This is a genomic window from Parabacteroides sp. KHUB-03 (assembly GCF_056640975.1).
Map to the genome: position 1 here is coordinate 795,221 of NZ_CM153257.1, position 22,100 is coordinate 817,320.

At 39.0% G+C, this 22,100-nt stretch carries 17 protein-coding genes and 1 CRISPR repeat array; of the genes, 6 read left to right on the forward strand and 11 right to left on the reverse strand.

The features are described 5' to 3' along the window. The first annotated feature begins 187 nt into the window (after positions 1 to 187). From ACYIB7_RS03385 to ACYIB7_RS03395, 3 genes are all read left to right on the forward strand, one after another. A complete protein-coding gene (locus ACYIB7_RS03385) occupies positions 188 to 1,084 on the forward strand; it encodes a YitT family protein (protein ID WP_103984061.1) in 897 nt (298 codons plus the stop codon). Positions 1,085 to 1,158: 74 nt separating this feature from the next. Beyond that, a complete protein-coding gene (locus ACYIB7_RS03390) occupies positions 1,159 to 2,358 on the forward strand; it encodes a pyridoxal phosphate-dependent aminotransferase (RefSeq protein ID WP_480338089.1) in 1,200 nt (399 codons plus the stop codon). Positions 2,359 to 2,375: 17 nt separating this feature from the next. Beyond that, the gene (locus ACYIB7_RS03395; RefSeq protein ID WP_103984063.1) at positions 2,376 to 3,620 is read left to right on the forward strand and encodes an ABC transporter permease; all 1,245 of its coding nucleotides are present in this window, start codon (positions 2,376 to 2,378) and stop codon (positions 3,618 to 3,620) included. An 8-nt stretch (positions 3,621 to 3,628) separates the two neighbouring features. Here the strand turns inward: ACYIB7_RS03395 and ACYIB7_RS03400 are convergent, their stop codons facing one another. The 3 genes from ACYIB7_RS03400 to ACYIB7_RS03410 form a co-directional block, all read right to left on the reverse strand. Then, positions 3,629 to 4,618: an endonuclease/exonuclease/phosphatase family protein gene (locus ACYIB7_RS03400; RefSeq protein ID WP_480338090.1), complete on the reverse strand. Its 990-nt coding sequence runs from the start codon at positions 4,616 to 4,618 to the stop codon at positions 3,629 to 3,631. A gap of 20 nt (positions 4,619 to 4,638) precedes the next feature. Continuing rightward, positions 4,639 to 6,159, reverse strand: coding sequence for a hypothetical protein (locus tag ACYIB7_RS03405; protein ID WP_103984065.1), 1,521 nt, complete (start codon positions 6,157 to 6,159; stop codon positions 4,639 to 4,641). Positions 6,160 to 6,307: 148 nt separating this feature from the next. Further along, positions 6,308 to 7,765, reverse strand: a complete 1,458-nt coding sequence (locus ACYIB7_RS03410; RefSeq protein WP_480338091.1) for an aminoacyl-histidine dipeptidase — start codon at positions 7,763 to 7,765, stop codon at positions 6,308 to 6,310. Positions 7,766 to 7,912: 147 nt separating this feature from the next. Here ACYIB7_RS03410 and ACYIB7_RS03415 point away from each other — a divergent pair, with 147 nt between their 5' ends. After that, positions 7,913 to 8,131 (forward strand): hypothetical protein, encoded by a 219-nt coding sequence (locus ACYIB7_RS03415; RefSeq protein WP_099463345.1) that lies wholly within the window; start codon positions 7,913 to 7,915, stop codon positions 8,129 to 8,131. A 22-nt stretch (positions 8,132 to 8,153) separates the two neighbouring features. Further along, a complete protein-coding gene (locus ACYIB7_RS03420) occupies positions 8,154 to 8,759 on the forward strand; it encodes an OmpH/Skp family outer membrane protein (RefSeq protein ID WP_099463344.1) in 606 nt (201 codons plus the stop codon). Positions 8,760 to 8,908: 149 nt separating this feature from the next. Then, a CRISPR array of direct repeats spans positions 8,909 to 9,743; the repeat unit is 33 nt; unit sequence GTTTCTATCCACGCGTCTCGTATGAGACGCGAC. Between the two features lie 165 nt (positions 9,744 to 9,908). On the opposite strand, the gene cas2 is transcribed toward ACYIB7_RS03420, so the two are convergent. The 7 genes from cas2 to cas3 are packed head-to-tail and all read right to left on the reverse strand — an operon-like array spanning position 9,909 to position 17,406. Next, positions 9,909 to 10,199: a CRISPR-associated endonuclease Cas2 gene (gene cas2 / locus ACYIB7_RS03425; protein WP_099463343.1), complete on the reverse strand. Its 291-nt coding sequence runs from the start codon at positions 10,197 to 10,199 to the stop codon at positions 9,909 to 9,911. 4 nt (positions 10,200 to 10,203) lie between these two features. After that, the gene (cas1c, locus tag ACYIB7_RS03430; RefSeq protein ID WP_480338092.1) at positions 10,204 to 11,226 is read right to left on the reverse strand and encodes a type I-C CRISPR-associated endonuclease Cas1c; all 1,023 of its coding nucleotides are present in this window, start codon (positions 11,224 to 11,226) and stop codon (positions 10,204 to 10,206) included. Beyond that, complete coding sequence (gene cas4, locus ACYIB7_RS03435; protein WP_480338093.1) at positions 11,186 to 11,884, reverse strand: CRISPR-associated protein Cas4; 699 nt, start codon at positions 11,882 to 11,884, stop codon at positions 11,186 to 11,188. Before cas4 ends, cas1c begins: the two co-directional genes overlap by 41 nt. Beyond that, the gene (cas7c, locus tag ACYIB7_RS03440) at positions 11,884 to 12,750 is read right to left on the reverse strand and encodes a type I-C CRISPR-associated protein Cas7/Csd2 (protein ID WP_480338094.1); all 867 of its coding nucleotides are present in this window, start codon (positions 12,748 to 12,750) and stop codon (positions 11,884 to 11,886) included. Before cas7c ends, cas4 begins: the two co-directional genes overlap by 1 nt. A gap of 25 nt (positions 12,751 to 12,775) precedes the next feature. Beyond that, positions 12,776 to 14,545 carry a type I-C CRISPR-associated protein Cas8c/Csd1 gene (gene cas8c, locus ACYIB7_RS03445; RefSeq protein ID WP_480338095.1) on the reverse strand — a complete coding sequence of 590 codons (1,770 nt, stop codon included), beginning with the start codon at positions 14,543 to 14,545 and terminating at the stop codon, positions 12,776 to 12,778. After that, on the reverse strand, positions 14,542 to 15,216 hold the full coding sequence (gene cas5c, locus ACYIB7_RS03450) for a type I-C CRISPR-associated protein Cas5c (protein WP_480338096.1): 675 nt from the start codon (positions 15,214 to 15,216) through the stop codon (positions 14,542 to 14,544). Before cas5c ends, cas8c begins: the two co-directional genes overlap by 4 nt. Before the next feature lie 30 nt (positions 15,217 to 15,246). Then, a complete protein-coding gene (gene cas3, locus ACYIB7_RS03455) occupies positions 15,247 to 17,406 on the reverse strand; it encodes a CRISPR-associated helicase Cas3' (RefSeq protein WP_480338097.1) in 2,160 nt (719 codons plus the stop codon). A gap of 419 nt (positions 17,407 to 17,825) precedes the next feature. Between cas3 and ACYIB7_RS03460 the strand changes: the two genes are divergently transcribed. Then, complete coding sequence (locus ACYIB7_RS03460; RefSeq protein ID WP_480338098.1) at positions 17,826 to 19,271, forward strand: OmpP1/FadL family transporter; 1,446 nt, start codon at positions 17,826 to 17,828, stop codon at positions 19,269 to 19,271. A gap of 162 nt (positions 19,272 to 19,433) precedes the next feature. On the opposite strand, the gene glgP is transcribed toward ACYIB7_RS03460, so the two are convergent. Next, positions 19,434 to 22,004 carry an alpha-glucan family phosphorylase gene (gene glgP, locus ACYIB7_RS03465; protein WP_480338099.1) on the reverse strand — a complete coding sequence of 857 codons (2,571 nt, stop codon included), beginning with the start codon at positions 22,002 to 22,004 and terminating at the stop codon, positions 19,434 to 19,436. Positions 22,005 to 22,100 lie beyond the last annotated feature (96 nt).

The following is a 22,100-nucleotide window of genomic DNA, read 5'->3' on the forward strand; positions in this document are numbered from 1 at the left end:
ATTTTTACAGACGTTCTTCCTAAGTAATTTGTAGTTAAGATTGGTCGTTTATATGAATGTTTTTGACAAACTGGTAATTTCAAATCTTTCTTTTCAGTATAGGAATGAAAAGTTATTTTCTTCGTTAAGTTCAAATCTTTTTTTGTCTATATTTGCAACATTTTACAAATAACGCTTAATTCGAAATATGAAACAAAAAATGGCAGTACCTTCTAATGCTACATTGAAAAAAAACGCAGCCGATTATTCATTGATTGTTGTGGGTTCGTTTTTGCAAGCTCTTAGTTATGTGCTTTTCCTTGCTCCGTATAAAATTGTACCGGGAGGCGTGTATGGTGTTTCTATTGTGATCCATTATGTGACAAAGGGATTGTTTCCTTTTTTGCCGGAGGGTTTGCCTATGGGGGCTACTGCATTATGTTTCAATATTCCGCTAATGTTCCTGGCGATGAAAAAGATAGGTCTTTCGTCGGGGCCTAAAACAATAGTTACCTTTTTGCTAATTTCCATCTTTACTGATACACTATCTTATTTTCTGACAGACCCACTGGTGGAGAATGATGCTTTTATTGCGGCATTTTATGGTGGTGCCATTTTGGGAGTAGGCGTAACATGTATATTCCGTGCCCAAAGTACCAGCGCGGGTACGGATGTGTTGGCGCGTGTTATTGCTAATGATTCGAATTTGAAAGTTAGCAATATGATTATAGTGTTAGACTCCGCAGTCGTGTTGCTTGGGCTGATTGTTTTCAGGGATTGGGCGGTTCCGTTGTATTCGTGGTTTACTATTTTTGTATATGGGAAAATTGTAGAAATGTTTCAGGTGGAAAATCCGAATCGTGCAGTATTTATCGTTTCTAAGAAGACACAGGATATGAAGAACCTGATTGTGAATCAGCTAGGCATGCGTGGTACGTTTATTCACGGAAAAGGTATGTATGAAGGTCTGGAAACGGAAATAATATTCACGATAGCCGAACGCAAAGATCTTCCGAAATTAAAGGATGGAGTGAAAGAGATTGATCCACATGCATTCGTTTCAACTATGCATGCCAGTAAGGATTCTCCCCGTCCGGGCATTTAATTTCTTATTTTCAATTCCCAATTATCAATTATTATTATCTTTGCCCTTCAAAAGGAAAAAAATAATAGTAAAAAATGCCCAACATCTCACAACGAGGAGTCAATATGCCGGCTTCTCCTATCAGAAAGCTCGTTCCGCTTGCCAATAAGGCAAAAGCACAAGGTATTAAGGTGTATCATCTTAACATCGGACAGCCCGATTTACCTACGCCCGAAGTCGCGATGGATGCGATGCGCCATGTAGACAGGAAAGTGTTGGAATACTCGCCAAGTGAAGGAATACGAAGCTTCCGTGAGAAATTGGTTCTTTATTATGAAAAATTCAATATTCATGTAAATATTGATGATATAATTATTACTACCGGAGGCTCTGAAGCTGTATTTTTCTCATTTATGGCTTGTCTTGATCCGGGTGATGAAATTATTGTACCGGAACCGGCTTATGCTAATTATATGGCATTTGCTATTTCATGTGGAGCTGTAATTAAGACTATACCTTCTACTATTGACGAAGGATTTGCTCTTCCGTCTGTTGAAAAATTTGAAGAACTGATAACGTCTCACACAAAAGCAATTTTGATTTGTAATCCTAATAATCCGACTGGCTATTTGTATACACAAAAAGAAATGGACCAGATTCGTGATATAGTAAAAAAGTATGACTTGTTTTTGTTTTCTGACGAGGTATATCGCGAGTTTTGTTATACAGGAGCTCCTTATATTTCAGCTTTTCATTTGAAAGGAATTGAGAATAATGTAGTTTTGGTAGATTCTGTTTCTAAGCGTTATAGTGAATGTGGTATTCGTATAGGTGCACTGATTACGAAGAACCAAATGGTGAAAGAGAATGTTATGAAATGGTGTCAGGCTCGTTTAAGCCCTCCATTGATCGGACAAATAATAGCCGAAGCTTCTCTGGATACACCGGAAGACTATATGTTGGAGGTTTACAATGAATATGTAGAACGTCGTAAATTTTTGATTGACGGACTGAACCGTATTCCTGGTTGTTATTCTCCGATTCCTATGGGAGCTTTTTATACGGTTGCAAAACTTCCTGTGGATGATGCTGATAAATTTTGTGCATGGTGTTTGAGTGAATTTAGTTTTGAAGGACAAACTGTTATGATGGCTCCTGCATCAGGTTTTTATACAACACCCGGTTTGGGAAAAAATGAAGTACGTATAGCTTATGTCCTGAAGAAAGAAGATTTGGCTAAGGCTCTGATTGTCCTTCAGAAAGCATTGGAGGCTTATCCGGGCAAAACAATATAAGCTGACTGTCAACTGTTTTGAGTTTAGAATTATTCATAGCAAGAAGAATACATTTTAGCAAGGAGGGTGATCGGAAAGTTATATCTCCTGCTGTTCGTATTGCCATTATTGGCATTGCTTTAGGGCTTGCTGTGATGATCCTTTCTGTGGCAATTGTCATAGGTTTTAAAAAAGAAGTCAGGAATAAGGTAATCGGTTTTGGCTCTCATATTCAAATTACAAATTTTGACAGTAACTCTTCGTATGAATCAACGCCAATTGCTATAAGTGACACTTTGCTGCAAAACCTTCGTGTATTTCCTGGTATTCGGCATGTTGAATCGTTTGCAACCAAGCCAGGCATTTTGAAGACAGAGAATGACTTCCAGGGTATCGTACTGAAAGGAGTAGATACAGATTATGACTGGACATTTTTCCGGAATAATCTGAAAGAAGGAAATATCATTTCTATCGATCCGGATAAAAATTCTACTGATGTTATTATTTCCCGTTATTTGGCTGATTTATTGCAACTGAATGTGGGAGATTCATTCCTTACATATTTTGTCCAGGATAATGTTCGTGCCCGTAAATTTCATATTGCAGGCATTTATGAAACGGGTTTTCTTGATTACGATAAGCTTTTTGTTATTGCTGATATAAAACAGATACGCCGGTTAAACGGTTGGGAAAAAGATCAGGTGAGCGGCCTTGAGCTATTTGTTGATAATTATGATAATTTGGATCAGATTTCTGAAGATTTATATTTTGATCTTGCTGAAAAACAAGATCGTAATGGTAATACGTTCTATGCCCGCTCTATAAAAGAGTTGAACCCGATGATATTTAATTGGCTGGACGTATTAGATATTAATGTTGTGGTAATATTGGTGTTAATGCTATCTGTTGCTGGCTTTACCATGATTTCAGGATTGCTGATTATTATTTTGGAGCGAACGAATATGATTGGTATTTTGAAGGCTTTGGGACAGAATAATACAAGTATACGTCATATTTTTTTGTATGTATCATTTTTCCTGATAGGTAAGGGTATGTTATGGGGGAATATAATAGGTGTTTTCTTATGTCTGATGCAATCCCATTTTAAGATAATTACCCTGGACCCGTCTATATATTATCTGGATGCAGTGCCTGTCGATTTGAATATTCTGTCACTTGTTTTGTTGAATATAGGGACACTTTGCATATCAATGCTGATGATGCTTGGTCCTTCTTATTTGATAACTAAAATTGATCCGGCTCGTAGTATCCGTTTTGAGTAATTTTACTGTTAGTAGGAGATAATAAAATCGGCAATTAAAGGTAAATGATCGCTGTAACCTCCTTCATATCTGAATCCATAATAAGTTCTGAATGGTCTGGTTCCATGCCATGTTTTATCTTTGGTGAACAAGAACGGAGGTGCGTATATCCGAGCACTTTGAGGAATGTAGTGGAAGGATTTTGTGGTATCGATTAAATCTCTGCTGATAATTATATGATCCAACTGGCTCCAGTTTCCTTGATATTTGTGGCTTCCTTTAGGTGAAAACTCTTTCAGATTTGAAAACAGGTTGTGCAGGAAACAAGATTGTTCTATTTTTGTCAAGCTCTTGTTCTCGGGCGTGTCATTGAAATCCCCCATAATGATGAAATGTGCACTGGTACGGATTTGCTTTAGTGAATCACATAGATTGATGAGTGTTGTTGTTGCGTCTATACGGTCGGTTTCACTCTCTTTTTCTCCACCGTAGCGAGACGGAAGGTGGCAGACAAAAATGTCTAAAGTATCTTCTGTAATTAGTTTACCCCATACATGTAACAGGTCGCGCGATAGTTTGTGCTTTTTATGTGAGTATGAAATAGACTCTGCTTTGTGACCAAGGTATTTAAATTTATCCCGTTGATAAAGTAATGCCACATTAATTCCCCGTCTGTCCTGACTTTGTGTGATACAATAGCGATATTGTTGCTGGCGTAATGGTGTACGATTAAGAAGATGAACTAATGCGGAATCGTTCTCTATTTCACATAGGCCTACAATTGCCGGCGTATCCCATTCGCCAATGGCAGATATAACTTTTGCTATATGTTGTAATTTGAGATTATATCGCTTTTGAGTCCAATGTCTGTTTCCGGAAGGTAAAAAGTCGTTATCGTCTTTATCCGGATTATCTGTTGTGTCGAATAGATTTTCTACATTATAACTCATTACTCTGAAATTGGTTTGAGCTGTCGCGGAGAAAGTAACCAAAAAGAAGAAAAACGTAAATAGTTTCATAGTTCAGGTTCTGGTTTATCTCATTGCTTATTGTTTTCTTTTGGAACATATTCATACGCTCCAATAGTTGGACCGTTAGTACTAGATAACCGGTCTATACCATAACGGTCTTTTGGATATTTCCGGGCAACAGATAAATCAGCTTTGCCTATGCCTTCTTCTTTATCACTGGCAAGCCGGAAATCGAAAGCATATTTGTTCTCTTTTTCTCCTGTTTGTATATACTCCGGACTTTTTGTTATAAAGATAACGTCCTTAAAATTGTTATTAGCTTCGCCTTTAGTTTTAATCAGACAATGATTAAAAAGAAAATCGAAACTGGTGTTTTCCGATTTAAAGGTTGCTCCGGACGTGATTTGTAACTCTCCTCCTAATTCCTTTTCTCCGGCTGAAAAGCTGCCATCTATAATACAGTTGTCAAATTGTGCCTGTATAATTGGATATGGGCCGCTTTCGTTGACCGTAGCATTATTAAATATTCTGAGTGTCTTACTAGGCACTTCACCTTTGCTTTGGCTGTCTCGCGTTAATAAGACCATATAATTGGCCAATGTGCAATGTGCAAAATAATATTTACCACCAATGAGCGTAACAACGCTGCCTTTTGCATTACTGAATTCACTGTTTGTTGCTGTAATGTTACAATTGATAGCACTGAATAAATCTTTACTCATATTTGTTATCTGCGAATTGCTGATCTCTAGTTTGCTTAATTCAGGTTCTGATAATTCGCAAGAAATGCCTGTCGTGCCATTACGGACAATAACGTAATTCATTGTGTTGTTAAAACTGGCTTTTTTGAATATAATTCCTCCCCATTGTCCCGGAGTTCGGTCGTAAGGCAATACATTATCCAATATAAAATCCAGCCGGTCTCCACGGAATATGACCGGTTGATCTTGGGTGCCGTTGGCTTCCATTGTTCCACGTACAATAATGTTTGCTTTGTCGTGCATGTAAAATGTCGCACCTTTTTCAATGGTTACTTTTGCGTTGGGGGCGATAACCAGGCTGTCGTAGATCAGATAAGGACGATTGGCGGTAAGTATACTGTCTTTAGTGATGGTAACCCCACCTTTATATAAATTTACATCCTGTCCATAAGCTTCAAGTATAACAGATTGTTGCATTCCGTTTGTGACGAACACGATAGAATCTTCAATCAATAAAGGTTGATCCGTTCCATTTGGGTCTACTGTCACTTCAACGAAAACATACATGCTATCTTTGGCAAGAATGCTGACGTTACTGAAAGAGTCTCCTTTTCTGCCGTCTACATTAATACGGAAACCTGTCGTTCCTCCTCCTGCCAGCAAGATGGATTCAATATTGAGTGCTTCTGAATTGTTGTTATAAATCATCAATTGTTTTGTGGTGGAACCAATTGTACTGAATATGGTGTCAAAAGCTACTGTATCTTTAGAAAAGTCCAGCCTGTGGTTTGGGTTTGTGGAATAATGTTCGTCCAGTCCGTCGCATCCTGATAAAAGATTCAGTATTACAGCGGAAAGAATGAATATTATTATGGTTAATCTTTTCATTTTCTGTAAATGTTAAATAATATGCCTTTTTGTTCTGTTTCTTATCAATAAACAAATTTTTTCTAATTATGTTTCCAAATCGAGGCATAAAAAAGAGGATTAACATATTGCTATGTACATCCTCTCTTATAACGGACAATACTTTGTTTTATTTTGCAGGAATACTCTTTAATAATTCAACGAGATGATTCCACCACAAACCAACAGTATCAATCTGTATGCGTTCATTCGGCGAATGAACTTCACGTAGAGTCGGACCGAATGAAATCATGTCCAGGTTAGGATATTTCTCGAGGAATAATCCACATTCCAATCCGGCATGTATAGCCATAATTTTGGCATCTTTATTAAATAAACGTTTGTATGTTTCCTGGGCAACTTTCAGTATTTTGGAATCTGGATTTGGAGCCCATCCGGGGTAACCGTCTCCATGGCTTACATCTGCGCCTGCAAGTAAAAATGTTGATGCTACTTGGTTGGCAACGGCTATTTTACATGATTCAATGGAACTGCGTTGGCTGGTTCCTATAACAATTGTATTGTGTTCTTTCATCTTTACGGAAGCCAGGTTTGTCGAAGTTTCGACTAGCCCTTCAATATCGTGACTCATGCCAATAACACCATGCGGGCACGCATGTAATGCAAGGATTAGTTTTTCTGTAGTTGTATTATCAATATGCACTTCAGGACGATCGACAGATTCCATTGTAATTTGTACTTTCGGGTCGATATGCTTTAATTCATTTTCAATATCCGCAGTGAAATGATTCAGCATGATGCGTACGTTTTCTTTGTCTTCCGGACGAATGCCTATTACAACATGTGCTTCGCGGGCAATGGCATTGCGTAAATTACCTCCGTCAATAGAGCATAAAACAAACGGATATTTCTGTTTTAAAAGGAATAAGAAACGAACCAGAATTTTATTGGCATTACCTAAACCTTTGTGTATTTCGCCGCCGGAGTGTCCTCCATTCAATCCTTTTATATCAATACGGAAATATTGCATGTTGGGAGAGGTTGGTTGCGGATGATAATGAAAAACGGCTTGTGTGTCTTTGCCTCCGGCACAACCCATAAATATTTCACCTTCATCTTCACTGTCAAGATTTAGCAGGATTTCTCCGGTCATAAATCCTTTTTCGATGGCTTTTGCTCCGGTAAGCCCGGTTTCTTCATCAACTGTGAAAAGGCATTCGACAGGACCATGTTCAATATCGTTGGAAGCCAGGATGGCTAATTCTGCAGCTACGCCGATGCCGTTATCCGCACCAAGTGTAGTTCCGTTTGCATGGAGCCAATTCCCTTCTACGACAGTTTCAATAGGATCTTTATCGAAATTGTGAACGGTTCCGTTATTTTTTTCGCAAACCATATCCATGTGCGATTGTAAAATAACGGTTGGACGGTTTTCCATTCCCGGAGTAGCCGGCTTAGACATTAAGATATTGCCTGCAGCATCTTTTTTGATAGCTATATTGTACTCTTTGGCAAATGATTCAAGGAATTGGATCATTTTACCCTCTTTTTTTGACGGACGGGGAACTTGTGTTACCTGATGGAAAAATTTCCATACGATTTCTGGCTTTAAATCTGTAATCTTCATAATGTTACGATGTATTATAGATGTTACTCTATAGTTAATAATATGGTATCTCTAAGGATAATGTTCGAAAAAAAGTAGAATAAAATACCGAAAAGATATTTTATAATCAGTTAAACTCTTATATTTGCGTCCACAAATATAGAGAAAATGCTTACAACGTTATTGCTTGCTGTCATAATTCTTGTTATAAGTGTTGTGTTATTATCTATCAAAGTGTTGCTGAAAAAGGGAGGAAGGTTTCCTAATACACATATCGATGGTAACAGGGCATTAGGAAAGAAGGGTATACATTGTGCAAAAACACAGGACAGAGAAGATGCGGCTCAAAAGAATCTATATGATAGAATGAAAGAAATAAAAGAATAAATAAAGATTTAATTTACACTTTATGAAGAACATTAACTACGTTATTAACGGTGTGCTTGCTGTGGCTGTAATAATATTGTTTATTATGCAATTTTCCGGTAAAAAGGAATCTGAGGTCACAAGAACATTTACTTCCGGGGAGGATACAACAGGGATACTTCCGATTGCCTATGTCAATGTTGACTCTCTTTTACAGAATTACAATTATTCAAAAGACCTGAATGAGATTATTTTGAAAAAATCAGAAAATTCCCGTGCCAGTATTACACAAAAAGCCCGGTCATTGCAAAGTGAAATGCAGGACTTTCAGCGTAAAGTGGAAAATAACGCATTTCTTACCCGTGAACGCGCAGAATCTGAACAACAACGTTTGATCAATAAACAACAGGAACTACAGAACTTGGATAATCAGTTGGCTCAGGAATTGGTTGCTGAACAACAGAGGGTAAGTGAGCAACTTCGTGATACACTGGTTTCACAGTTGAAAGAATTTAATAAGGATAAACATTTCCAGGTAATTTTCAGCAATACTGTAGGTGATAATATTTTATTGGCTGGTGATGCTTATGATATTACAGGTGAATTGATAGAATATCTGAATAAAAATTATTCATCTCAAAGTAAGTAATAGCTTTTAGAAATAGCTGTAAAACGTCATAGAAGAAAGCCGCTTCCGGATTATCTGGGAGTGGCTTTTTTTGTTTTATGGTTCTTCTGGCAAATGTATAGTTAGTTTACATTTGACACAAAGTAGACCGAAGAGATTGATCAAACTATGTTTTTATCCACGCGTCCCGTATGAGACGCGACGGTAAGGATAGCCTTGTTCTTTATCATTTAGCAAGTTTCTATCCACGCGTCTCGTATGAGACGCGACCCCGGCTTTTATACAATCAACAATTAATTTCTCTGGTTTCTATCCACGCGTCTCGTATGAGACGCGACCTCCGGCAGACGGTAAGACGTACGGACGGAAGGATGTTTCTATCCACGCGTCTCGTATGAGACGCGACGCTCGTAAGGATGCCGCTTACAACCTCGAACGCAGTTTCTATCCACGCGTCTCGTATGAGACGCGACTTACCTTTTCGGCCGTCGAAACATGGCTCACGAGTTTCTATCCACGCGTCTCGTATGAGACGCGACTAATTAACGCCCAACTCCTGTTATATTTGTCGGGTTTCTATCCACGCGTCTCGTATGAGACGCGACGACTTGTCCCGGATCGGTGTTAAACGATCTATCGTTTCTATCCACGCGTCTCGTATGAGACGCGACGGGTTAGAATGATTTTCAACTTGAATAATCCTTGTTTCTATCCACGCGTCTCGTATGAGACGCGACAGATGCACCGGGCTTTCTTTGCTGACAAATCGCAGTTTCTATCCACGCGTCTCGTATGAGACGCGACTCTTTTTTTGTGTAAATAAAGTTAACAAAATATTGTTTCTATCCACGCGTCTCGTATGAGACGCGACCATAAAAGAGGTGCAGGTAATGTTAGGACATAAGTTTCTATCCACGCGTCTCGTATGAGACGCGACCGATCCAAAGTGCATGCTGCTCATAGATCAGTTAGGTTTCTATCCACGCGTCTCGTATGAGACGCGACTCTTGCTTAATAAGACATTGATATATAGTCTGAAAAAAAGTACTTTTCGCGAAAGTATTCTTTTACGTTCTATAAATCAATATTTACTAATGTTTTATTTATAAGTTATTGAAAATAAAACAGTGCGATAATCTAGCAATTTTTGTATCACTAAAGGTTCGCACTTTAAATTATCAATTCTGATGTTACATCATAAGATGTAACTTTTCCAATACATTCTATTCTCTTTTGCCAGTTTTTTCCTAAAAAATAAAAACGGATACTATCTTTTTCAGGATCAATGATTGACTTAATTTTATTTTGTAAAAATAAGAAATCAGCTTCATTTATTACACATTCAAAAACTGAGTTTTGAACGCGTTGTCCATAATTTTGACATTCTTTTGCTACTTTTCTAAGTCGCGAGCTGCCTGCTTCCGAAGAAACTTCAACATCATATGTAATCAATATCATCATATTTTTATCGTATTAAAAAAACCGGATAATTGTCCAAGTCCCCTCTTAAATAACGCGCTAATAGCATAGCTTGAACATAAGGCAGTAAACCTATTGGCACTTTTTCGTTCAGATATGGATGGTTTATGATCTCTTTTTTACGTTTTTGCCAGGTTTGTAAAACTTCTTTTCGACAAGAATCTGTCATTACGATTCCTTCATCTCCTTGTTTAACAAAATCTTTAATGGTTACTTGCTTACGATTTATGAGAGATAATACCAACCGGTCTCCCAAATAAGCACGAAACTCTTCCATTAAATCCAAAGCCAACGAAGGCCTACCTGGACGAAGTGTATGCAAGAAACCAACATAAGGGTCCAAACCTATTGTTTCTAAAGCTGCCTCAATATCATTAGCTATTAGTGTATATACAAAAGAAAGTAATGCATTAACTGCATCTTTAGGAGGATGACGGTTGCGACCTTGAAAAACAAAATCATTTTTCTGATTTACTATTAAATAGGAGAATATATCGAAATAGCTCTTAGCTGCATCTCCTTCTATCCCTCGTAATTGGTCTGCAGTCGTACAACAAAATAACTGTTGTTTACGCATTTTTAAGGTATCAGATACTTTTGTTATTTCTTCATGCGCTCCATAATCCCTCATATAGCGTTGTAATATACTCCGATAGTTTTGTATTTTAGCACCAATAAATATCTTATTGACATTAAGTGCAAAATCTTTATCTGAAGAAAGACGGAATTGTGTATTTCTTAGAAGGACGTTTCCTCGAACAGGACCTTGTAGTCGACCAACATAGCGCCCGTTTGGAGAAAGAAATACTAAGGAGACGTTGTTATCGCAGCACAGTTTCATAAGTCCAGGGCTTGCTCCCATATATCCGAAAGTTACAATTGATTCTATATTAAGAATTGGAATCCGGAATATTTCTGTTTGATTCACAGAAATGACAATATTTAATCCCTCTTTACTCAAATAGGCTTCAGGAGTCGTTACGTAAAGTGTGTTCAGCAGCTTCCTCATATAAGTTTTCTTTTAAATATTTTTCTACAGTTTTACAATCTGCCAGTTTGGGCATACATAAATCAACAAGAGAACAGTTCCTGCAATGAGCTTTCTTTTCAGCTTTTGGTGTTTCGCCTTTCTGATAAAGTCGGTGCATTTTATGCGAGCAATCAATGGTGAGTTGACGTAATTTAGGAGATATTTCTATTAATTCGCGACGTCTGGTTTCTCCATAGAATAAAGCACCGTAATCAATATGTATGTTATACATTTCTTCAAGACATATAACTTGCGCTGCAAGTTGAACTTCGTCTCGTTCATCAATCTTGCTATGCCCCCGTTTATATTCTACCGGAAAAGGCTTCCACCAACCAGTGTATTGAGGATGAATAATTGCATTTTCGGACGTTTCACTAGGATGCAATTCTATGGCATCAGAGATACCATACAACCCTAACTGCTTGGAAGCTATAGATACAGAACGTAAAGTAATTCCATTTTTTCCTTTTTGGCGATAAAAGGGATCATCTACATGGGTATGTAATATTTCTCCTTCAATTGTAAAGCGATTCTCATTCCATTGTTGCTCTATATGTATTAAAGCCCATTGTCGGGGACAAAACATATAGTGCTGTATCCCCGACAACATAAGCATATTATCTTCGGCGTAACTCATTATAAAAGTTCTTCGATAGTTACGCCTGTCGGCAGATTTGTTTTGTCTATCGTGATTTCGTAGTCGCTGAACGAACGTGGAGCGACTTCTGGATTTTTCTGTGTAATGCTTATGCGTTCAAATAGTTTGTTGGCAGGTGCATTTCCCAGTTCCGAGTTATGCTTGAATACAATCAGGCGTTGTGCGCTCATTAGTCCGTGTGCTGCCGACCGGTCATGATCGAACATATTGCGAAGCGCGTCCCAGAACAATTGTAAGTCTTCTTCGCTGAAACCTGTTTGCTTCGCTAGATTTGCAGAAATGAAACCATGACAAAGGTAAAGGCCGTAAGGAATCGTTGCTTTACGTCCCATTGTGCGGTTATCGCCTTTTTGCTTCTTTGCCTCTTCCGGGGTCGCTACTGCCAGACGGGTAATAGAATGTTCAGAAGGTACGATTGGACTGACCGAACGGGCAAAGGTTAACTGGATAGGTCCTCTGACCTGTCCAGCATTCTTGCCGGTAGACATGACGGCACCGAAAGTACGGACATCATAATAACGTTTGCACATGATATGCCGTGCGGCTTCTGTTTTCTCGCCTTCTTCTTTGCTCTTTACACTTTCATCTTCGTGAGCCTGATTTATCAGGTCGTTTAGTATTGCCTTTTCTTTGATGAAGATGTCGAACTTATCGGTACAGTTTTTTGTGTAAAAGATATGATTACGTATTTTTCGTTTTAAACAGACATCCGTAATAAGTCCCATGCCTGTTTCGGCATCGATACGGGGTAAGTTTCCTGCATCGGGATCTCCATTCGGGTTTCCATCTTGTACATCGAAGAGATAAATAAAGTCGTAGCGGTTGTTGATGCAATTATTTTCCATGATCTTATTTCTTTTATGATTTAACTTATTCTTTGTCTGTTGTTATTTTTCTTGAAGTATAGTAGTATTGTCTTTGATGATAATAACCTACCATAAAACGTCCCTGTTCGCGTAAATCGAGATGTGTGGGGAAGCCATCTGCCGGAATTTTGTCGATAATTTCTCTTTTCTTACGTTCAAAATAATCTTTAGAATATTGTCCTTCTCTTTTCAGCTTTTCCACATGATGTATAGAAAGGTTCAGTAATGTGGGGAAGACAGTTGCAGGAGTGCCGGATGCTGCATTCATATACTTCTCGAGAATTGTGTTGATCCCGCTACTTTTCTCTTGCAGATATTCTAACGTAGCGAATAATCTCCCGCATAAATAACCGGGACTGGTGTTTTCTTTGTCTAACATAACTTTAAGTTTTAGATTCTTATATTTTCTGTTATTATATGCTTTAAGGATGGCAGCCCTGGTAATACCTATTTCTTGTGTTGCACGAATACGTTGTAGGCATGCATGGAAAAGAGTGTCTGGGTAAGGTGTGCCTTGAAAGATGCTTTTGACAGTGGCCTCGGGCAGATTAAGAGGTATGTTCTCATTTTTGCTTTGAAATGCTACACTTCGAAGCATTTGATGTAGTCCGTAATAGGAGCGTTGTTCTTTTCGGGTATCGGCTATGTCTATGTCTTCAAAGTGTTGCCAGATGTTTTTAGAGAAATCCTTTAGTGTAGTTTCATTCCAATAGACAACGGCAATACGGGCAGAGTTGGGAGCAAGTCCCAGAATATAAAACCGATCGTCCAGATTGGTGCGGAACACTCCTGAATAGATGGCTTTGAACACCTCCTTTACTTCTTCTATACGCTTATTGGGGTTGTCTTCTTCTTTGATATGACTGAACAGACTGGTCATGCCTGCTTCAACCGCTTTGGAGGCTTCATCTGAGTTGGAAGCCCAGAAAACAAAGGTGCGGTTTCCAATCATGAATTTATTTGGAGAGTCTTTGGCTAGTAATCGGTTGAGGGCAGTGGTATAGGCTGCTTCTGCTTTTCTGGAGATGGGGGCGTTTAATCCCTGCAGATTTCCAAATGAGTCATAACCGGATTTTACCTGAAAAGCCACCAACTTAGCAGTAGCCTGGCTCCCTGGGATCATGGTGGCGGTGGTTGTTGCCACCGGTTCTGCTTTTTCGCCGGTAATCAGGCAGACCGGATAGTTTTCTGAAGGCCCTGTATCATTCTTACTGGAAGAGGTTATGTAATCTGCCAAATCATCATCTTCCGCAACGATTTCATCTTCACTTTCCAGTCTGAAGGATAGGTTGACTGTCGGTTTCTTCTCGATCTCCTTCCATAAACGGTCTGCCCGGATCATATCTAATTGCTCTTTTTTATAGAATAATGCTACTGCCCGGAAAGCTTCGTTTTGCGGATAATGTGATGCGAGTTCCAAAACCTTGTCTATGAATAATTGGTTTTTTACATTTGACTTCCCGATGGCTTTCAAACGCTTTGCTTCCTCTTTATCTGTTAATTGTTGTTGAGGGAGAAGGTGGTTCTCTGTAAAGTTTAATACATACTCTACGTTATCCCATAAAATATTAGGCATGGGAGCACTGGTACGTCCATTGTTCTTTACGACCTGAAAGGATTTGCATTGTTTCTTATCCATACGCATATCCTCCAGTTCCTGAAAATTTCCATCTTTATCGATACGAATCAGAAAAGGTATTTCCTTCAGTTCGAAACCTTCCGGAGCTAGATCTTTGCTCCTTTGGTAATAGTCATAAAGTGCTTTTAGTATCATCTTAGTATGTCGGGGCTGTTAAATGGTGGAATTTCAATAACACCTTGGTTCATTTGGGCACGAAAATATAGAGGTAACGCACCTTTAGAGTGGTTAAAGTCCATGTCATAATGCATTAGTCCCAAATCCCGGGTTTCCGGAATAGGAGGGTATAAGTTCGTTTCATCCTTTTCTATAAGCCGAAACGATGCAGAAAACTCGCGCGTGCCCAGATAAGGTTGATTGAAACACTGCCCTTTACGGGCCCGGCGTTCGAACATTGCGTTATACTTTCCGGGGTTTTCGTCTTCGCCGCCTTCGTGTTTTTCATCTTTTCTGTTCTTTGAAGGGATGAAAACCTGTTTGGCATGTATCCGGTAATGCACATCACGAAGAAGAAGGCTGGAACGTTGTTGCCGCTTCTCTTCAATGAAAATGCATTTTGTACGCGGACTGGCTATAGCACCCACTTCATTTCTGCGTATGGAAGCCCACTTTACAGGAGCTAAAACTTCGATGCGTGTAACCTCCCACCGGATAGCTGGTTTCCAGAAGATGGCATCGAAAATGGCCCGGGCTGCTGAAGGAGGAATTACGTCATAACTGACTCGTTCCACTTTTAGCTCAGGCCGCGTAAAACAAGCCATTTCTCCCTGTACATCCAAACAGAATTCTTTGTCAATGTATTCCATATGTTTTTATTTTATCGTTAACAATCCGTTTTATATTGTCAAAATTTCCTCCAACCAATGGTTTTCTAAAGCCAAACCAATTTTAGGATCATATTGCTTTCTTTCCGAAAGGAAGAAGATGCCTTCTAATATTTCCTCTATCAAACCATATTTGCAGAACTTTTTTAAGTCTTCCTCGTACACGTGAACCGTATATTGATTTAATTCTTTCAGTAACTGATAAGAAGGGCCTTCGGATTTTAGCCTTTCAATCAGTGCTATACTGTTTTGATAGTTGACAATGACGCCTATACCTTTATTATCGATCAACCGAAAGTTATCGGCGGCCGTTTTAAAATAGAAATCGTTAGTGGTATAGAGAGCATCACAGATTCTAGCTTCATCAAATGAGTTTATATTATAGTATAAGTGTTTAAAGTAGCTCTTTATCGTATCAGGGGAAAGCCAGTCACTTTCTTTGTTTAATCGTTTCAATGCGCTCAATGCCAGAGAAATGCTCCCTCTGTATGTCTTTTCGAGTTTAAACACGTAGGTATTTCCACTTTTAAGCTTACCTTCCCGGTTACATCGTCCTGCAGCCTGGATAATTGAATCTAATCCCGCTTCTTGCCGGAATACAACTGGGAAGTCTATGTCTACTCCTGCTTCAATTAGTTGTGTCGCTACTACTCTGATAATAGGAATGTCTTCTGATAAAAGTGCTTTTTTTAGCGTTTTAATTGTTTCGCGGATGTGGACAGGGCACATCATGCGCGATAAATGAAATGTGAATTCATCTTCCGGCAAACGGGTATAAATTTCCTTTGCATCTGCACGGGTATTGACAATGCACAAGACCCGTTTGTGCCTGACTATTCGTTCGGCTATCTCATTATAGTTCGATATACCGGTATCCATGTGTATTTGTACCCTTCGGAGTTGTGCTGAAAGCTGTTCCGGATCAGATATAATTTCGTGTATGTTTTGAATGCCATCAAAGTGGTCTTTGTTCGATTTGCCGCAACGGATATCGCCGTCGATGACCGACTGGCTTGCTGTTGTAAAAAGTATCGATGTGCCGAATAAGTTTTGTAATGCCTTTAAGCAATCGATAATCGGTCGCAGATAGTTCAGTGGTAATGTCTGAACTTCATCCAGAATGATAATGCTATTGCATATATTATGTAGTTTCCTGCATTTAGAGGGACGGTTGGAGAAAAGCGATTCGAATAACTGAACATTCGTTGTCACAATAATGGGTGCATCCCAGTTTTCTGTGGCCAGTTTCATTTGCTCCTGTAACTTTGGGTTTGCATAAGTTTCTTTTATTGTATTTGAATGATGCTCCAATACGTTCTCCGGTCCGAAAATATCCCGTAATATCTGGGCAGTCTGAACAATAATACTGGTATAAGGAATAGCAATGATAATACGTTTCTTTCCATATTTCAGAGCATGGTTGATTGCCCATACCAGTGATGAAAGCGTTTTTCCACCTCCGGTAGGGACAGTAAGACTAAAGAATCCGGGTTGAATTGAAGCAGCATCAAAGCATTTTTTCTGAATTTCTTCTCGTATTTTATTTAGCGGAGTATCTGAGGCGTGCTTTTTTAATTGATATAAATGATTTTTTAAGGGGGGAAGTAGCTCATGTAGTTTTGCTTTATTTTTGCGTAACTTAGATTGCTCTTCGTTCATAAATTCTTCAGTGTCCAGATAATCAGCATCTACCAAGCACGAAAACAGCATCCTGATCCAGATGTGAATTTCAGATAATTGAAGTTGAAATGGCAAAGGAAGCGTATTCTCTTTATAAAATGGGACAGTCACATCTTTAGGAAAAGGAGATTTCATTGTATTGTCAAAGTTTCCACAATCCGGTAGCCCCGCATGATGCCCCATGATACAATAACTCAAAATAAAAAACTCTTTTGGGAAGATCTTCCTTGCTGCAAGGGCTCCCACATAGGCATGATTCACGTGTCTGTTTCCGGCAAATTCTGGTTTATAACCACTAACTCCACTAATATATCGTTGAAATTCGGGATTCTCTTTACCCAGATCATGTAAAAGTCCAATGAATTTACCCCATATACCGCTTTTAAAGTCTTCAGAAAAACGTTGAGCCAATATGCTAACATTATTACTGTGTTTCTCGTTAGATTGGATAATCCATTGATTATCTGTGTTTAGCTTTAGGTGTGATATCATGTCTTTAAGTATTATGGCTGAAAGAATATTTACAATGTTAAAAATAATAAATCATAAAAACAAAACAAAAAGAGATTTTTTTGTTTTGTTTAATTTATACATTGAAATATTGCCCTTTGCAACAATGAAATCGTTTTTGTCAAATCATCGGGATCTTTTTTCAAAAACATCAGGGTCTTTTTTTTAAATCATCGGGATCTTTTTTAATAAGAGTGCATGCTTATTCACGTAAATAATGGGTCAGTATAATCAGTAAAGTTAACTATGCATTTGTTTGATAAACTGTTTTGCACAAAAAGCACTTCTTTGTGCCGCACAATTTGACTAAAAATGTGCAATGGTAAGGAAAAGTATTTTATCTTTGTCCCCGTTTGTGCCAGGGATGGCAATAGAATGAGGTATTAACTAATTAATAATTTATGAAGAAAATTATCGCTTTAGCATGTCTTTCCATGCTTCCAATGTCTTATGCTGCGGCAGAAGGTTATCAGGTAAATGCACAAAGCACAAAGCAGTCTGGTATGGGCCATGTGGGTACTGCTATGAAACTGGGGGCCGAAAGTATGCATTTTAATCCGGCCGGTATGGTTTTTATGGATAAGAGTGTAGACTTATCGGCCGGTATAACTGGTGTGTTTGCCAACGGTAAGTTTGCGGGAGATAATGGATACGTTCAAAAAACGGATAATAAGGCAAGTACGCCTTTGTTTGTATATGCCGGTTTTAAGATTTATGATTTCCTTGCTGCCGGTATCAGTGTAAATACCCCTTATGGTAGTGCCATTAACTGGGGGCGCGACTGGAAAGGCGCTCACCTGGTACAGGATATCTCTTTAAAAGCGTTCAATATTCAACCTACTGTTTCCTGGAAGATTATGGATAACCTGAGTATTGGTGCCGGTCTGATGATGGAATTTGGTAATATCGAACTGAACCGTGCCTTGATAGCGCCGCGTGCAATGACAGGTTTGGCTGAAAGTATGATGGGGCAACTCGGTCCGATATTGGAAGCTATGCCTCAATATAAGCCGATTGTCGATCAACTCGTGTCAGAAATGTCCAAATATGACGAAACATCTGCAGTTTCTGCTTCTTTGAAGGGGGATGCCGGTATTCGTCTGGGGTTCAATGTCGGAGCCATGTACGATATTAACGATAAATTTACTGTCGGTGTATCTTACCGTTCAAAAGTAAAAGCCCGTGTAAAAGAAGGTGATGTTCGTTTGAGCTATGCCAATGAATTAGGCTTCAAAGGATTGTTGGAACAGGTGAATGGTTTGATTAGCCAACTGGGTTCTATACCGGGTATTCCTAAAGATGGTATTCAGATTCCCCCGTTAGACCAGGCTACTTTCTCAGCTGAATTGCCGCTACCGGATAACTGGAATGTCGGTTTGACTTACAAGCCTACGGATCGTTGGATCGTATCGGGAGAAGTTCAGTTCGTCGGTTGGGGTGCTTACAACTCATTGGTTGTGAATTTCTATCCGGCTTCAGAATTGAGCCAATATGATATCGATGCTCCGAAGAAATACAAAAACTCACGTATTTATCGTCTGGGAACTCAGTTTGCAGCAACAAATCGTCTCGATCTTCGTTTAGGTGCTTATTTCGATGAAACTCCGGTAGAGGATAATTACCTGAATCCGGAGACTCCGAGTATGAATAAGTTGGGTATCACGGCCGGTTTGAGTTTCCGTCCGCTGGAATCTTTGTCTGTTGATTTCGCATTTTCTTATGTGACCGGTTTCGGACGCGACGGTTCTTATACGGATCTCGATCTGTTAGGAAAACCTCGTACATTCGGTGGAGATTACAATGTATATGCTTTAATGCCTTCTATAGGTGTTTCGTATGCGTTCTAAGGAGTTTTTTGATTTGTGATTAGTCACTCTAAACCGTTACAGTTATTGGACAAAACTAAAATATTCAGTAAGAGGTTGTGGCAAAATGAAGTGAACCCCGAAAGTTAGATAAAAAACTTTCGGGGTTCATTTCATTTTGATATTTATAGTTTATCAGAATTATTATTGTTGTAACCAACGAACATAAGCGAAATCCTGACGATGAGGTAATTCTTTATTTACCGGATAAACCCGGAAGCCTAAGTTTAGGTTGCCTGCCTCTGTCGGAGTACTTGTAAGAGAGAAGAATAATTTAGAACCTTCTTCTTTCATCAGTTTGAAAGATTCAACAGAAACAAGTTCCAGTGTATGTTTTTCCGGATCTTCTTTAGTTATTACCATATCAACTCCGAGCATACCTCGTAATTCGTGACGGTCGATAACTAAATTAAATGTGTAATTCTGCCCAATAACCGGACCGTTTAACAATAAGTCTTGGTCGCAAGTGAATGATTCTACCTGGAAACTATCCCAGTGCTCTGCCACTTCTTCTTTCCATGCTGCAATCTCTTTTGCCATTGCGTAATTGTTTTCCTGAAGATGAGCCGAACGTGTAGCCAGTTTACTATAGAAACGGTTTTCATAATCATCTAACATGCGTTTCATTGTATAGTCGGGAGCAATCTTTGAGATTGAATTTTTGATATACTGAATCCAGTCTGGAGAATATCCCTTGCTGTTCTTAGCATAATAAGTCGGGATTATTTCGGTTTCCAGAATATGGTAGATTGTTGCGGCATCTAATTGATCTTGATACTGTTGGTTTTCGTAAGTACGCTTGTCGGTTAATGCCCAACCAGCGCCTTCGCGATAGCCTTCATACCACCATCCGTCAAGTACGGAAAAGTTAAGAACACCATTCATTTCCGCTTTTTCTCCAGACGTACCGGAAGCTTCCAATGGACGGGTCGGTGTATTCAGCCATACGTCAACGCCTGAGATTAAACGACGGGCTAAACGCATATCGTAGTTTTCCAGGAAAATAATCTTTCCTAAGAATTCCGGACGACGTGAAATTTCTACAATATGTTTAATCAGGCCTTGTCCGCCACCATCAGCCGGGTGAGCTTTTCCTGTGAATACAAACTGGATTGGGTATTGTTCGTTATTTACAATTTTTGCCAAACGGTCTAAATCAGTAAATAACAAGTGAGCGCGTTTGTATGTAGCAAAACGGCGACCGAAACCGATCATTAGTGCATTCGGATTGATTTTTTCAAGGATTGACATTACTTTTGAAGGATCACCTTGGTTTTTCAACCAGTTACCTTTGTATTGTTCTTTGATATAATCAATCAGTTTGTTCTTTAAAGTCTTGCGTATTTCCCAGATTTCTTCATCAGGAACGTTTTGAATTGCTTCCCAGTATTTCTTGTTAGATTGGTCGCTAAAGAACTTTTTATCGAATTTTTCTGCATAGAATTTCTTCATTTCTGTAGCAGCCCAAGTTGGCATGTGAACGCCATTTGTAACATATCCTACATGTAGTTCATCCGGGAAATATCCTTTCCAAACCGGAGCGAACATTTTTTGAGATACTTTACCATGCAACCAGCTTACACCATTGGCTTCCTGGCATGTATTCAAAGCAAATACACTCATTGAGAATTTTTCATTTGATCCGGGGTTTTCACGTCCCATATCAATAAATTCTTGCCAACTGATACCAAGTTTGCCTGGGAATTCGCCCATATACCGACCGAATAGGCCTTCATCAAAATAATCATGACCAGCAGGAACCGGAGTATGAACTGTGTAAAGAGCAGATGCACGGACTACTTCAAGGGCTTGATTGAAGGTCAATCCATCCTTTTGAATATAATCTACAAGGCGTTGAGCATTGATAAGTGCTGCATGGCCTTCATTGCAGTGATAGATTTGTTTTTTGATACCAAGTTTGTTTAGCATCATGATACCGCCGATACCCAGCAAATATTCTTGCTTCATACGGTTTTCCCAGTCGCCACCATATAACTGATGGGTGATAGAGCGATCCCATTCACTGTTCTGAGGAATATCTGTATCCATCAAATACAAAGGAATACGTCCTACGCTTACTTTCCAGATATGTGCATAAACTGTTCTTCCCGGGTAAGGAACCTCCAATAACATGGGTTCTCCGTTGGATTGCATTACCTGTGTAAGTGGTAATGTATTGAAGTTTTGAGCTTCATAATTTGCAATCTGTTGTCCGTCCATAGACAAAGATTGTGTAAAATATCCGTAACGGTATAAGAAGCCTACGGCACATAAATCTATATTACAATCGCTGGCTTCTTTCAGATAATCGCCGGCTAGTACACCGAGACCTCCTGAATATATTTTTAACACATTCGTTAAACCATATTCCATACTGAAATAAGCAACCGACGGTTTTGTTGTATCAGGCTTTACATTTACGTAAGCTTTGAAATCGGCATACACCTTTTCCATTTCCGCTATAATAGCTTTGTCTACCAAAATTTCTTCTATACGTTTATATGGAAGTTTTTGTAGCAATAGTACAGGATTGCCTTCTGTTGTTTGCCAAAGCTTTTCATCTAATTTGCGGAATAGTTTGGCACCTTCATGATTCCATACCCACCAAAGGTTAGTAGCCATTTCGTAAAGCGGTTCCAACTGCTGAGGAAGCTTTGAATGTGAGTAAACCTCTTTCCAGATCGGACTGTTTGCGTTATTCGCCTTGATTTTCATTATCGTGAAGTTTAATAAGTTTCTTTTTATGAATAAATGATAATCTTTCTTCTTTTTGTAAAACTGTGCAAAGATAGGATTATCTTCTTAATTATG